Source organism: Streptomyces atratus (assembly GCF_040655115.1).
Classification (GTDB): Bacteria; Actinomycetota; Actinomycetes; order Streptomycetales; family Streptomycetaceae; genus Streptomyces; species Streptomyces atratus_D.
The window spans coordinates 56,811-70,388 of sequence record NZ_JBFAJH010000025.1; the positions used below are offsets into that span (position 1 = coordinate 56,811).

At 70.2% G+C, this 13,578-nt stretch carries 14 protein-coding genes; all 14 read right to left on the reverse strand.

Annotation, left to right across the window (positions count from 1 at the left end; all coding sequences use genetic code 11):
* Positions 1-253 precede the first annotated feature (253 nt).
* Positions 254-805: an adenine phosphoribosyltransferase gene (locus AB0I23_RS24605; protein ID WP_037695383.1), complete on the reverse strand. Its 552-nt coding sequence runs from the start codon at positions 803-805 to the stop codon at positions 254-256.
* Positions 802-1,908, reverse strand: coding sequence for a protein translocase subunit SecF (gene secF / locus AB0I23_RS24610; protein WP_359112274.1), 1,107 nt, complete (start codon positions 1,906-1,908; stop codon positions 802-804). Before secF ends, AB0I23_RS24605 begins: the two co-directional genes overlap by 4 nt.
* A gap of 1 nt (position 1,909) precedes the next feature.
* Entirely contained in the window at positions 1,910-3,646 is a 1,737-nt protein-coding gene (secD, locus tag AB0I23_RS24615; protein WP_359112276.1) for a protein translocase subunit SecD, read from the reverse strand.
* Between the two features lie 146 nt (positions 3,647-3,792).
* Positions 3,793-4,290: a preprotein translocase subunit YajC gene (yajC, locus tag AB0I23_RS24620; RefSeq protein ID WP_359112277.1), complete on the reverse strand. Its 498-nt coding sequence runs from the start codon at positions 4,288-4,290 to the stop codon at positions 3,793-3,795.
* A 164-nt stretch (positions 4,291-4,454) separates the two neighbouring features.
* Positions 4,455-5,528, reverse strand: a complete 1,074-nt coding sequence (gene ruvB, locus AB0I23_RS24625) for a Holliday junction branch migration DNA helicase RuvB (protein WP_037695396.1) — start codon at positions 5,526-5,528, stop codon at positions 4,455-4,457.
* Positions 5,529-5,611: 83 nt separating this feature from the next.
* Positions 5,612-6,238: a Holliday junction branch migration protein RuvA gene (gene ruvA, locus AB0I23_RS24630; RefSeq protein WP_037695398.1), complete on the reverse strand. Its 627-nt coding sequence runs from the start codon at positions 6,236-6,238 to the stop codon at positions 5,612-5,614.
* Complete coding sequence (gene ruvC, locus AB0I23_RS24635) at positions 6,235-6,801, reverse strand: crossover junction endodeoxyribonuclease RuvC (protein ID WP_359112280.1); 567 nt, start codon at positions 6,799-6,801, stop codon at positions 6,235-6,237. Before ruvC ends, ruvA begins: the two co-directional genes overlap by 4 nt.
* A 193-nt stretch (positions 6,802-6,994) precedes the next feature.
* Positions 6,995-7,747 (reverse strand): YebC/PmpR family DNA-binding transcriptional regulator, encoded by a 753-nt coding sequence (locus AB0I23_RS24640; RefSeq protein ID WP_359112282.1) that lies wholly within the window; start codon positions 7,745-7,747, stop codon positions 6,995-6,997.
* A 62-nt stretch (positions 7,748-7,809) separates the two neighbouring features.
* Positions 7,810-8,403 carry a pyridoxal 5'-phosphate synthase glutaminase subunit PdxT gene (gene pdxT, locus AB0I23_RS24645; RefSeq protein WP_359112284.1) on the reverse strand — a complete coding sequence of 198 codons (594 nt, stop codon included), beginning with the start codon at positions 8,401-8,403 and terminating at the stop codon, positions 7,810-7,812.
* A gap of 6 nt (positions 8,404-8,409) precedes the next feature.
* Positions 8,410-9,330: a pyridoxal 5'-phosphate synthase lyase subunit PdxS gene (pdxS, locus tag AB0I23_RS24650; RefSeq protein ID WP_037695407.1), complete on the reverse strand. Its 921-nt coding sequence runs from the start codon at positions 9,328-9,330 to the stop codon at positions 8,410-8,412.
* Positions 9,331-9,500: 170 nt separating this feature from the next.
* Positions 9,501-10,046: a hypothetical protein gene (locus AB0I23_RS24655; RefSeq protein ID WP_037695409.1), complete on the reverse strand. Its 546-nt coding sequence runs from the start codon at positions 10,044-10,046 to the stop codon at positions 9,501-9,503.
* 614 nt (positions 10,047-10,660) lie between these two features.
* Positions 10,661-11,821 (reverse strand): glycosyltransferase family 4 protein, encoded by a 1,161-nt coding sequence (locus AB0I23_RS24660; RefSeq protein ID WP_359112286.1) that lies wholly within the window; start codon positions 11,819-11,821, stop codon positions 10,661-10,663.
* Positions 11,818-12,753 carry a phosphatidylinositol mannoside acyltransferase gene (locus tag AB0I23_RS24665; protein WP_359112288.1) on the reverse strand — a complete coding sequence of 312 codons (936 nt, stop codon included), beginning with the start codon at positions 12,751-12,753 and terminating at the stop codon, positions 11,818-11,820. The genes AB0I23_RS24660 and AB0I23_RS24665 overlap by 4 nt, the downstream gene beginning before the upstream one ends.
* Positions 12,750-13,418: a phosphatidylinositol phosphate synthase gene (pgsA, locus tag AB0I23_RS24670; RefSeq protein ID WP_359112290.1), complete on the reverse strand. Its 669-nt coding sequence runs from the start codon at positions 13,416-13,418 to the stop codon at positions 12,750-12,752. Before pgsA ends, AB0I23_RS24665 begins: the two co-directional genes overlap by 4 nt.
* Positions 13,419-13,578: the final 160 nt, after the last annotated feature.

The following is a 13,578-nucleotide window of genomic DNA, read 5'->3' on the forward strand; positions in this document are numbered from 1 at the left end:
ATCGTATCGACCTTGCGGCCGGACCTCCCCCGGGGACTGTGGGACCCGCACAACGCGGGACGGGCACCGGGGTGTTCCCGGTGCCCGTCCTGTGCGTGCCGTTGTGCCGGTGTCCGTGCGGCAGGGCCTGAGCAGCGGCGCGATGGACGAGACGGGACCCGGCCCGCTTCCACCGAACGAGGGTGCGAATACCGCAGACACGCCATCGGGTGCCCGGATATTGTTCCGGGCACCCGATTCCTGCGCGACAGTCTCAGACGCGGATGAGCGCCTCCAGCGGAGCACCGGCCAGGCCGGGCTCCAGACGGGCACGGCCGTCGAGGAAGCCGAGCTCCATGAGGACCGCGACGCCTGCGACCCGGGCACCGGCCCGCCGGATCAGCTGCAGCGATGCCTCGGCGGTGCCGCCGGTGGCAAGGACGTCGTCGATGACCATGATCTGATCCTCGGCCGTGAGGTCCTCCGCGTGTATCTCGATCTCCGCGGTGCCGTACTCCAGCTCATACGCCTGGCTGAGCGTGGCACCGGGCAGCTTCCCCGCCTTGCGGACGGGTACGAAACCGAGCCCGGCCCGGACAGCGACCGGCGCGGCCAGGATGAAGCCGCGCGCCTCCAGACCGACGACCTTCGTGGCGCCGTGCCGTACACACAGCTCCGCGAGGGCGTCGGTGAGGGCCATGAACGCGACCGGGTCCGCGAGCAACGGGGTGATGTCCTTGAACATCACGCCCGGCTTCGGATAGTCCGCCACGTCACGGATACGGCTGAGCAGCAGTTCCCTGGTGCTCTCGGTGGTGCTGGTCATCGACGCTTCCCCGGGGTCCGGCCGTGGCCACTGGGGGGCTGCTGGCGCTGGCCGACGACCGCGGCGGCGGGTGCGGCGTCCTCGATGATGTCGTCCCCGTAGGGCTGCTCGTCCTCGGCGGACTCACCCTTGGCGGCGGCTGCCGCGCGCTTGGCGAGGATCCGCTTCCGCAGGGCCTTCATCTGCGGGTCGCGTTCCTTGAGGTCGGCGACCAGCGGGGTGGCGATGAAGATCGAGGAGTACGCGCCGGCGGCGAGGCCGACGAACAGCGACAGCGAGATGTCGTTCAGCATGCCGGCGCCGAGGACACCGCCGCCGATGAACAGCAGGCCGGCGACCGGCAGCAGCGCCACGACGGTGGTGTTGATGGAGCGGACCAGCGTGCCGTTGATCGAGCGGTTGGCGATCTCGCTGTACGTCCAGCGGGTCTGCTTGGTGATCCCCTTCGTGCCCTCCTTGAGGCTGTCGAAGACGACGACCGTGTCGTACAGGGAGTATCCGAGGATGGTCAGCAGACCGATCACGGTGCCCGGGGTGACCTCGAAGCCGACCAGGGCATAGATCCCGACCGTGATCGTGATGTCGTGGATCAGTGCGACCAGGGCCGCGATGGCCATGCGCCACTCGAACGCGATGGCCAGGTAGATCACCACGAGGACCATGAAGACGCCGAGGCCGGTCCAGGCCTTGTTGGCGATCTGCTCACCCCAGCTGGGGCCGACAAGGTCGGCGTTGATCTTCTCCTCGGGGACCTTGAGGTCCTTGGCGAGGTCCGCCTTGATCGCGTCGGACTTCGCCAGGTCGACCTCGGTGATCTGAATACGCAGCTTGCCGTTGCCGAGCTTCTGGACGATCGCCTGGTGGCCGGAGGCGGAGACCGCGGATTCCTCCGCCTGGGCGACCGTGGCACTGGTCGACGGAGTGGTGAAGACCGCGCCGCCCTTGAACTCGATCCCCATGTTGAGGCCGCCGACCGCCAGGGCCACGACGGCCGTGATGGTGATCAGGATCGAGATGCCGTACCAGATCTTGCGGCTTCCGATGAAGTCGTAACCGACCTCGCCGCGGTAGAGCCGGGCGCCGAGGCTGCCGAGTCGCGACATCTCACGCCTCCTTCGGGTCGGTGGGGGCGTTGACACGGCGCGAGCGGCGCAGCGGCGGCTTGGCGCCGAGCCGCTTCGGGTCCAGGCCGGACCACGGGTGACCGCTGGAGAAGAACTTCGTACGGGCCATCAGCGTCATGACGGGCTTGGTGAAGAGGAACACCACGACCACGTCGAGCAGGGTGGTGAGACCCAGCGTGAAGGCGAAGCCCTGGACCTTGCCGACGGTGACGATGAAGAGCACCGCCGCGGCAAGGAACGACACGAAGTCGGAGACCAGGATGGTGCGACGGGCGCGCGGCCAGGCACGCTCGACGGCCGGACGCAGGGTACGGCCCTCGCGGATCTCGTCCCGGATGCGTTCGAAGTACACGATGAACGAGTCCGCGGTGATACCGATCGCCACGATGGCACCACAGACCGCGGGGAGGTTCAGCGCGAAGCCGATGGCCGGGCCGAGCAGCGCCATGAGCGTGTAGGTCAGGACGCCGGAGGCAGCGAGGCTCAGGAGCGCGATGAGCGCCAGACCGCGGTAGTAGGCCACCAGGTAGATGACGACCAGGGCCAGGCCGATCGCACCGGCGATCAGGCCCGCCTGGAGCTGCTCACCGCCGAGCGCCGCGGTGACCGTGGTGACCGTGTCCTCGTCGAAGGACAGCGGGAGCGCGCCGTAGGACAGCACGTTCGCCAGGTCCTGGGCGGACTGCTGGGTGAAGCTGCCGGAGATCTCGGCGCTGCCGCTGAGCGTCTCGTTCACCTGGGGCGCGGAGACGACCTCACCGTCGAGCGCGATGGCGAACTGGTTCATCGGCGACTGCTGGGTGGACAGCTTGGAGGTGATCTGCTGGAACTTCTTCGAGCCCTTGTCGGTGAAGTCCATCTGCACGATCCACATGCCGCGCTGCTGGTCGATCGTGGCCTTGGCGCTGTCCACGTCCGTACCGGAGACCTCGGCGGGGCCGAGGACGTACTTGGCGTCGCCCTCGGAGCTGCACGCGACCGTGGCGTCGGTGGGCTTCACGTCGGTACCGACCTTCGCACGGCCGGCCTTGGTGGAGCAGTCCAGCGCCGCGAACTTCTTCTGCAGCTCGGCGGTGGCCGGGTCGACCGAGGCCGACGGGCTCGCGGACGCGTTCGGCGTGCCGGAGGCGCTGGGACTGGGCGACGTGTCCTTCGTCAGCGCGCCGGTGACCGCGCGGCCCTGGGTGGTGGCGCTCGCCGAGGGACTGGTCTTGGCTCCGGAAGCCGACTCCTTGCTGCTGGGCGACGCGCTCGGCGTCGGCGAGCCGGAGGCCGAGGGGCTGGCGGTGCCGGTGGGCGTCGCCTTGCCCTCGGTGACGGCGAGCACGGGCCGGAAGTAGAGCTGGGCGGTCGTACCGACCTGTTCCCGCGCCTGCTTCGAGTTCGTTCCCTTGGGGATGTTGACGATGATGTTGTCCCGGCCCTGGGTCTGGACCTCGGCCTCGGAGACACCCAGACCATTGACACGGCGTTCGATGATGCTGACCGCGGTGTCCATGTTGGTCTGGTTGATCGCGTCCGGCTTACCGGGCTGGCTCTTCGCCTTGAGCGTGATCGACGTCCCGCCCGCCAGGTCGATACCCAGCCGTGGCGCGGTATGACCGGACAAGAACATCCCGCCGGTGAGCGCGACCATGGCGATCAGGATCAGAGCCAGGGCGCGCCCCGGCCTGCCCTGACCGCCCGACGGCCCACGGCCCTTCTTCGGTGCTGCCACCTTCTCGTTTCTCCCTGTCCTACCGCCCCGCGCCGGGTGTGCGCCCGAGCGGCCACGAAGTGTTGTGGGGACCTGCCCCCGCAGAAGATCGCACGTTCCGGGGGATGCCGGACGCCGGTGGGCTCATGGCATCCCCGGGTCGTGAACTACTTCGCGTCGGCCTCGCCGTCGGCCTTGCCCTCGGACTTCTCGTCGGCCTTGGCGTCCTTCGGCTCGACGCCGTCGGCCTCGGCCTTCTTGCCCAGGTCGATTTTGGCATCGTCCGCGTCGTCCGCGGCGGTGTCGACGTCCGTGTCGGCCTCGACGTGCTCCGTCAGCGAGGACGCGTCGTCCGGCACGACCGCGCCGTCGATCTCGTCGTCGTCACCGTGGACGATGCGGTTGTACTCCGCGTCGTCGAGGACGGCACCGATGGCGTTCTTGGCGTAAATGGCGTGGACGCCGGGCGCGACCTCAAGGAGAACCGTGTCGTCGTGAAGCTCCTTGACGGTGGCGTACATGCCCCCGATCGTCCGAACGCCGGTGCCGGGCTGCATCTCGTTGCGCATCTGCGCGGCGGCAGCCTGCTTCTTCTTGGCGGACCGAGTCATCAGGAACATGGCCCCGATAAGCACGATGAAGGGGAGGAGAGTCACGGGATTCACGGGACGAGTTTCCTTCGCACGACCGCGCTGGAATGCGGCCTGATCTACGGGGGTGGGTACACCGCCCTGTACGGGCGGCATCGGCGGAGTCTAAGCGAGTCCGTATCGATGGAACAACGCCCAGCATCGCACCCGGGTTCCTGTCCGGGCGAACCTGTGACGCATCACGCCCCGAACAGACCCTGTTGTCCCTTTCCGCCGTGCTGAGGGGGGACGAGACCGAGATGAGCCCAGGCCGCGGGGGTGGCGACCCGGCCCCGCGGCGTCCTGGCCAGCAGTCCTTCCCGCACCAGGAAAGGCTCCGCGACCTCCTCGACCGTCTCGCGCTCCTCCCCCACGGCGACCGCGAGCGTGGACAGTCCGACGGGCCCGCCGCCGAAGAGTTTCAGGAGGGCGCCGAGCACCGCTCGGTCCAGCCGGTCGAGACCCCGGCCGTCGACCTCGTACACCCCGAGGGCGGCGGAGGCGACGGCGCGGTCGATGCGGCCGTCCGCCTTGACCTGGGCGTAGTCGCGGACGCGGCGCAGCAGCCGGTTGGCGATACGGGGCGTGCCGCGCGAGCGCCCGGCGATCTCGGCTGCGCCCTCGGCGTCTATCGCGACGTCGAGGAGGCGGGCGGAGCGGTGGATGACGCGTTCCAGTTCGGCGGGGGCGTAGAACTCCATGTGGCCGGTGAAGCCGAAGCGGTCGCGCAGCGGTGGCGGCAGGAGTCCGGCCCTGGTGGTGGCGCCGACGAGGGTGAAGGGCGGCAGTTCCAACGGAATGGCGGTGGCGCCGGGACCCTTGCCGACAATGACGTCGACGCGGAAGTCCTCCATCGCCATGTAGAGCATCTCTTCGGCGGGCCGTGACATGCGATGGATCTCGTCGAGGAAGAGGACCTCGCCCTCCTGGAGGGAGGAAAGGATCGCCGCGAGGTCGCCCGCGTGCTGGATGGCGGGGCCCGAGGTGATCCGGATCGGGGCGCCCATCTCGGCAGCGATGATCATGGAAAGGGTGGTCTTGCCGAGGCCGGGGGCGCCGGAGAGCAGGACGTGGTCGGCCGTGGCGCCGCGGGCGAGGGCGGCCTTCAGGACCAGGTCGAGCTGTTCACGCACCTTCTCCTGGCCGACGAATTCGTCGAGGTCCTTCGGCCGCAGGGCAGCTTCGACCGCCGTGTCCTCGCCGTCCGCGCCGGCGTCGACGAGACGCTCGTCGAGCCGCTCGTCCGTGTCGGGTCCGGTGTCGTCCCAGTTCATTCGGTCAGTCCCGCCTCGGGTGTTTCGGTGCCGGGCCGTGCGGTGCCCGGGCGTCGGGGGTGTCGCGTCCGGCCGGCATACGGTCAGCGTGCGCGGTTGAGGGTCTGCAGCGCGGCCCGCAGCAGCTGCGGTACGGGCGGCTGGGCGCCCTCCGCGAGAGCGGCCTCGGCCTGCGGGGCGACGGCGGTCACCGCCTCGTCGGCCTCGCGGGTCGCGTAGCCGAGGCCGATCAGGGCGGCCTGCAGCTGGTCGCGCCAGGAGGAGGTGACGGCGGTGCCGATGCCCTGCCGGCCGATGTGGGCGCCGATGGGCTCGCCCAGTCGGTCCTTCAGTTCGAGAAGAAGTTTCTGCGCACCCTTCTTGCCGATGCCGGGAACGGCGGTGAGGGCCTTCTCGTCACCGGCGGAGACGGCAAGGCGCAGGGCGTCCGGGCTGTGCACGGCGAGCATCGCCTGGGCGAGCCGGGGGCCGACGCCGCTGGCGGTCTGGAGCAGCTCGAAGACCTGCCGCTGGTCGTCGTCCGCGAAGCCGTAGAGGGTGAGCGAGTCCTCCCGGACGACGAGGGAGGTGGCCAGCCTGGCCTCCTGGCCGATCCGCAGGTCGGCGAGGGTGTGGGGGCTGCACTGGACGGCCATGCCGATGCCGCCGACCTCGATCACGGCCGTGGTCGGGGCGAGTGCGGCGACGGGGCCGCTGACGAAGGCGATCATCGGGGGACCTTCCGGACGGGGACTGCGGGTGTACGGGAAATGCGGGACCCAAGAGCGGCGGCGGCGTGCGCCTGCTGGAGGCGGGTGACGGCCGGGCCCCGCCAGATGTGGCAGATGGCGAGGGCCAGGGCGTCGGCGGCATCGGCGGGCTTCGGCGGTGCGTCGAGCCGCAGCAGCCGGGTGACCATCGTTCCGACCTGCGCCTTGTCGGCGCGGCCACTGCCGGTGACGGCGGCCTTGACCTCGCTGGGGGTGTGCAGGGCGACGGGGATGCCGCGGCGTGACGCACAGAGCATGGCGACCGCACTGGCCTGGGCGGTGCCCATCACCGTACGGACGTTGTGCTGGCTGAAAACCCGCTCCACGGCGACGAATTCGGGGCGGTGCTCGTCCAGCCACTCCTCGATGCCGCGCTCGATCGCGACCAGCCGGTGGCCGAGCTCGGCATCGGCGGAAGTGCGGACGACGCCGACCCCGAGCATCGTCAGGGGGCGGCCCGCCACGCCTTCGACGACGCCGACGCCGCACCGGGTCAGTCCCGGGTCCACGCCCAGAACCCGCATGAAGCGCCCCCTCTGCCGATCGGTCAACTGTTCCCGCAGGCTATCGGCTCGCACTGACAACGCGACGGGCCGACGGGGTGTGTCCCCGTCGGCCCGTCGCATTGTCAGTGCGGAGAGTGCCCACGTACAGCGGCCGGACGCCGCCCGTCTCCGGGCCACCCCCCCGCTCACGCGGGAGGCGCCGTCCTCCGTCTCAGGCGTCGACCTTCTCCATGACCTCGTCCGACACGTCGAAGTTGGCGAAGACGTTCTGGACGTCGTCGCTGTCCTCCAGCGCGTCGATCAGCTTGAAGATCTTGCGCGCGCCTTCCTCGTCCAGCTCGACCTGCATGGTGGGCAGGAAGTTGGCCTCGGCCGAGTCGTAGTCGATGCCGGCCTGCTGGAGCGCGGTACGGACCGCGACCATGTCGGTGGCCTCGCTGACGACCTCGTAGGACTCACCGAGGTCGTTGACCTCCTCGGCGCCCGCGTCGAGCACCGCACCGAGGACGTCGTCCTCGGTGAGGTCGCCCCTGGGGACGATGACGACGCCCTTGCGGTTGAAGAGGTACGAGACCGAACCCGGGTCGGCCATCGAACCGCCGTTGCGGGTCATCGCGACACGAACGTCGGAGGCGGCACGGTTGCGATTGTCGGTGAGGCACTCGATGAGCACCGCGACACCGTTCGGGCCGTAACCCTCGTACATGATGGTCTGGTAGTCGACGCCGCCCGCTTCGAGACCGCCACCGCGCTTGACCGCGGAGTCGATGTTCTTGTTCGGGACGGAGCTCTTCTTCGCCTTCTGGATCGCATCGACGAGGGTCGGGTTGCCCTCGGGGTCCACGCCGCCGGTGCGGGCCGCGACCTCGATGTTCTTGATCAGCTTGGCGAAGAGCTTGCCGCGCTTGGCATCAATCACGGCCTTCTTGTGCTTGGTGGTAGCCCACTTAGAGTGGCCGGACATCGCCAGCTCCTTACAACGCGTCGCCGGTAGAAATGAACAACGGAGATCCTACCGGGATCCGTTCACCCCTCGGCGCGCACCATGTCGACGAAGAGTGCGTGAACCCGGTGGTCACCGGTCAGTTCCGGGTGGAATGACGTCGCCAGGGCGTTTCCCTGACGTACGGCGACAATATGGCCGCCGTGCTCGGCGACCACCTCGGCCTGCGCGCCGACCGATTCCACCCAGGGGGCGCGGATGAAGACGCCCTCGACCGGGCCGCCCTCGATCCCGGCGACCTCGACGGCGGCCTCGAAGGACTCGTTCTGCCGTCCGAAGGCGTTACGGCGCACGATCATGTCGATGCCGCCGATGGTCTCCTGGCCCGAGCGCGGGTCGAGGATCTTGTCGGCCAGCAGGATCATTCCGGCGCAGGTGCCGTAGACCGGCATTCCGGCGCGGACCCGTTCACGCAGTGGTTCCAGCATGCCGAACAGGCCGGCGAGCTTGGACATCGTGGTGGATTCGCCGCCGGGTATGACGAGACCGTCGACCTCGGCGAGCTCTTCTGGGCGCCGGACCGGCCTGGCCAGGGCGTCTGCCGAGGCCAGGGCGATCAGGTGCTCCCGTACGTCGCCCTGGAGAGCCAGGACTCCGATCACAGGGGTGTCGCTCATCTGTGACTACCAGCCGCGGTTGGCGTAGCGCTCGGCCTCGGGCAGGGTGTCGCAGTTGATGCCGACCATGGCCTCGCCCAGGTTGCGGGAGGCGTCCGCGATGATCTTCGGGTCGTCGTAGAAGGTGGTGGCCTTCACGATGGCGGCGGCGCGCTTGGCCGGGTCGCCGGACTTGAAGATGCCGGAGCCGACGAAGACGCCCTCGGCGCCGAGCTGGCGCATCAGCGCGGCGTCGGCCGGGGTGGCGACGCCACCGGCGGAGAACAGCACGACGGGCAGCTTGCCGAGCTCGGCGACCTCCTTGACCAGCTCGTACGGGGCGCGGAGCTCCTTGGCGGCGGCGTACAGCTCGTTGTTGTCGTAGCCGCGCAGCCGGGCGATCTCGTTCTTGATCTGGCGCAGGTGGCGGACCGCCTCGACGACATTGCCGGTGCCGGCCTCGCCCTTGGAGCGGATCATGGCCGCGCCCTCGGCGATGCGGCGCAGCGCCTCGCCCAGGTTGGTGGCGCCACAGACGAACGGCGTGGTGAAGGCGAACTTGTCGCTGTGGTTGACCTCGTCGGCCGGGGTGAGGACCTCGGACTCGTCGATGTAGTCGACACCGAGGGACTGCAGGACCTGTGCCTCGACGAAGTGGCCGATGCGGGACTTCGCCATCACCGGGATGGAGACGGCCTCGATGATCTCTTCGATCATGTTCGGGTCGGACATCCGGGCCACGCCGCCGTCCTTGCGGATGTCGGCCGGCACCCGCTCCAGGGCCATGACGGCCACGGCGCCCGCGTCCTCGGCGATCTTCGCCTGCTCGGCGTTGACGACGTCCATGATCACGCCGCCCTTGAGCTGCTCGGCCATGCCGCGCTTCACGCGGGCGGTACCGATAGCCGGGGAGTCAGCGGACTGCGGGGTGCTGGGAAGCGTGGACACGGATCGACCTCACTCGGAGAAAAAAGATGCTGAAAGTGCTGGGTGGTGCACACCAGAGCAAACCGTCCGGGACCAGTCCACGACAAGGGCCAATAAGAGGCCGGTGGATCGTTTTGGCTGTGTACAGCCGCGTACGGCCCTGTAAGGGGTGGTCGGCGGCCACGTACGGGTCAGCTGACCGGGCGGTCCGCCAGGGCGACCGGCGGCTCGTCGTCCATCTCGAAGGCCAGCGGGAACGGCGCGTGCCCGGCCAGCCGGAACCAGCGCACCGTGCGGTGGCGGCGCAGCGCCCGCGCCGCGCGCACCGCGTCGTTGTGGAACCGCCGCGCCATCGGCACCCGGCGCACGGCCGCGGCCAGTTCGGACGCCGCCTCCTCGCCACCGGGAATCTCCTTCACCGCCTCCACCTGCGCCGGCTCGCCGAACACCGCCCGCAGCGCGGTGCTGAGTTCGCTCTCGGCCACCTCGCGTTGCTCCTCCTCGGACTGCCGGGCGGCGTGCGCGGCCTCGTACAGCACGATGGATGCGGCCGGGTCGAGGACACCGGACGTGGCCAGTTCCTGGGTGACCGAGGCACGGCGCAGCAGTTGGGCATCGAGGGCGGCGCGGGCGGCATCGATCCGCGTGTGCAGCCGGTCCAACCGTCCGGCGGTCCAGCTGAGGTACAGACCGATCGCGACGAGCGCGACAGCGATCCAGATGAGGGTTTCGGTCACGGGCCGCAAGGCTACCGTCGAGGGCACCCCGCCCCGCGCCAGGAGCCGCGGTCCGGCGTCGCTGACGGCGCCACGTCCCACCGCGGGGAGCGGGGTGGCGACACCCGTCCCCGGGTCGGTCACGCCGAGCGACCCGTCATCGAGATGGTCCCGCCGGGTACCGGTGACCGGGTTCCACGTGCGCGGTCCCGGCAGCCGGCCGGGCCACCGCCGACGACCGGGCCGAGGACGGCGCCCGTGCCGAGTCACGGCGTTCCTCTGCTCGGTCCGGGGCCGGGGCAGCGGGGTTCCGATGGCCCCGGCCGTCGTGTCTCCTCGGAAGAGTGGTCCGCACCGCGAACCTGCTCGCCCCACCGGCCCACCGGCCGGGCACCGGAGCGCCCGGGACAGCCTCGGTCCCCGGCCGCCCTCAGAGCCTGTCGGGTGACCTCTGATCGGGCGGCCACGCCCTGGCACGCACCCTTCCGGCGTTGCCGAAACGCCCTGCTAGCTCCTTCCCCAAGCTCTCAGCTTCGGGCGAGCAGGGGAGCCCCCATCGGAAGCCGTCCCGGCGCCTTGGAATCGCACGCACCACGCCGCGTCCGCTCTCCGATCGAAGGTCACCCGACAGGCTCTCAGTCCCGGGACAGCCCGAAGCGGGCCCGCAGACCCGTACGTTCGTCCGTCGCCACCGACGCGGCCCCGTCCGTCACCGTCTCGTACACCGCGAGGATGTCCGCCCCCACCGTCGACCAGTCGAACCGCCGCACATGCGCCCGGCCCCGGTCGCTCAGCTCCGCGCGCCGCTCCGGGTCGCCGAGCAACCGGATCGCCGCCGACGCCAGCGCCTGCGCGTCCTCGTTGGCAAACAGCTCGCCCGCCACGCCCAGGTCCAGTACCTGGGCGAACGCGTCCAGATCGCTGGCGAGGACCGGCGCACCCGCCGACATCGCCTCGACCAGGATGATCCCGAAGCTCTCGCCGCCCGTGTTCGGCGCGACATACACATCGACACTGCGCAGCAGCCGCGCCTTGTCCTCGTCGCTCACCATGCCGAGGAATTCGACGCGCTCGCGCATCGCCTCGGGCAGTGAGGCGACCGCCTCCTCCTCGTCGCCGCGCCCCGCCACCAGCAGCCTGGTCTCCGGGCGGGCGGCGAGAATGGCCGGCAGCGCCCGCATCAGGACGGGCAGGCCCTTGCGGGGCTCGTCGATACGCCCGATGAAGCCGATCGTCCCGCCCTGCCACTCGGCCTTGGGCTCGGCCTTGTCGAAGAAGCCGACATCGACCCCGTTCGGGATGACGACCGCGTCGCCGCCGAGGTGCTCGACCAGGGTCCGGCGCGCGTATTCGCTCACCGCGATGCGCGCGCTGATCTTCTCCAGCGCGGGCTGCAGGATCGGGTACGCGGCGATCATCGCCCGGGACCGCGGATTGGAGGTGTGGAATGTGGCGACGATCGGCCCCTGAGCGGCCCAGCAGGCGAGCAGGCCGAGCGACGGCGAGGTCGGCTCATGGATGTGGATCACGTCGAAGGTTCCGTCGTGCAGCCAGCGGCGGACCCGCGCCGCGGACAGGAAGCCGAAGTTCAGCCGGGCGACGGAGCCGTTGTACGGGACGGGCACGGCCCGGCCCGCCGACACCACGTACGGCGGCAGCGGCGTCTCGTCGTCGGCGGGGGCCAGCACCGACACCTGATGCCCCAGGCGGATCAGGTGTTCGGCGAGGTCACGGATGTGGAACTGGACGCCGCCCGGTACATCCCAGGAGTACGGGCAGACGATGCCGATCTTCACGGCTGCTCCCCACGGGGTTCGAGGTCGGCGAGCCAGAGCCGCTGCAGCATGTGCCAGTCCTCCGGGTGCTCGGCGATTCCGGTGGCGAAGGCATCGGCCAGCGCCTGGGTCATCACAGACGTCTTCTCGGTGCGCGTACCTGACTCGGGCACCTCGACGGGCGGGTGGATCCGGGCCTTCATCACGGGGGTCGCGTCGTACCGGAGCGTCGCGGGCAGCAGCAGCGCGCCGGTCTGCTGGGCCAGCAGCGCGGGTCCGGCGGGCATCCGTGCCGTGTCACCGAAGAACTGCACCTCGACGCCGGAGGCGGAGAGGTCGCGGTCGGCGACCAGGCAGACCAGGCCCCCGTCCCGCAGCCGCCGCGCCAGGGTGCCGAAGGCGGACCCGCCGGTGTGGGGCAGTACCTCCATGCCGAGCCCCTCGCGGTAGGCGACAAACCGGTCGTACAACGACTCGGGCTTCAGCCGCTCGGCGACCGTGGTGAACGGCACCTTCAGATCGGTGGTGACCCAGGCTCCCGCCAGGTCCCAGTTCCCCAGGTGCGGCAGCGCGAGGATCACACCGCGCCCGGCGTCCAGCCCCCCGGTCAGCCGGTGGACGTCCGCCACGTCTACGCCGGCCCTGATCCGCTCCGGGCTCCAGGTGGGCAGCCGGAACGCCTCCATCCAGTAGCGCATGTACGAGCGCATCCCGGCCTTGGAGAGGGCGGCAAGCCGGGCCGGGCTCGCGTCCGGCACCACCCTGGCCAGGTTCGACTCCAGCCGCAGCACGCTCTTGCCGCGCCGCTTCCAGACCTGGTCGGCGAGGGTACGGAAGAGTGCCTGGGCGGCCGGCTCCGGGAGCCTCTTGACCGCGCCCCAGCCGAGCCCGTACAGCCCGTCGGTCAGCCGGTCCTTCAGCCCGGTCCTCGGTTCCCCCTCGGCGCCGCTCACTTCGCCGCCTCGCTCCCCCGGTCCACCGCGGCTGCCGCATCGGCCTCCGCGGACTCGCGGCGCACGGTCACCACGCGCTGCACGAGCGTCACCAGGCTGCCCACGGCGACGATCCACAGCGCGATCGGCAACAGGATCTCGACCCCCGGCACACCGAACGTGTGGAGCCCGGCGAGCCCGGCCGCCACCAGCGAGATGACCAGCCGCTCGGCCCGCTCCACCAGACCGTTGACCGCGACCGGCAGCCCGATCGACTCGCCGCGCGCCTTCGTGTAGGAGACCACCTGGCCACTGGCCAGGCAGAAGATCGCCACCGCGCACATCACGTTGTCGTCGCCGTTGCCCGCGTACCAGAGCGCGAACCCGCCGAAGATCGCCCCGTCGGCGACCCGGTCCAGGGTCGAGTCCAGGAAGGCGCCCCACCGGCTGGAGATGCCGGCCTGCCGGGCCATGTTGCCGTCGACGAGGTCGGAGAAGACGAAGACCGTGATGACGATCGTGCCCCAGAAGAACTCCCCCATGGGGAAGAAGACCAGCGCACCTGCCATCACTCCGGCCGTACCGATGAGCGTGACCGCGTCAGGGCTCACGCCGAGACGGAGCAGCAGTGCGGCGAACGGTGTGAGGACACGCGTAAAAAATGCACGCGCGTACTTGTTCAGCATGGCCTTCCCGAGGGGTCGGTGGGCCGCGCGGCCCCTTCGGCCACCGGCTGGCCCATCGTAGTCACCAGTCCGACGCGTCCACGGTCCGGGCATCCGTCCTCGTGCGTCGGCGTCGGACGTATGGACGCAACCTGACCGGAGTGGAAAGCTCGAATTACCG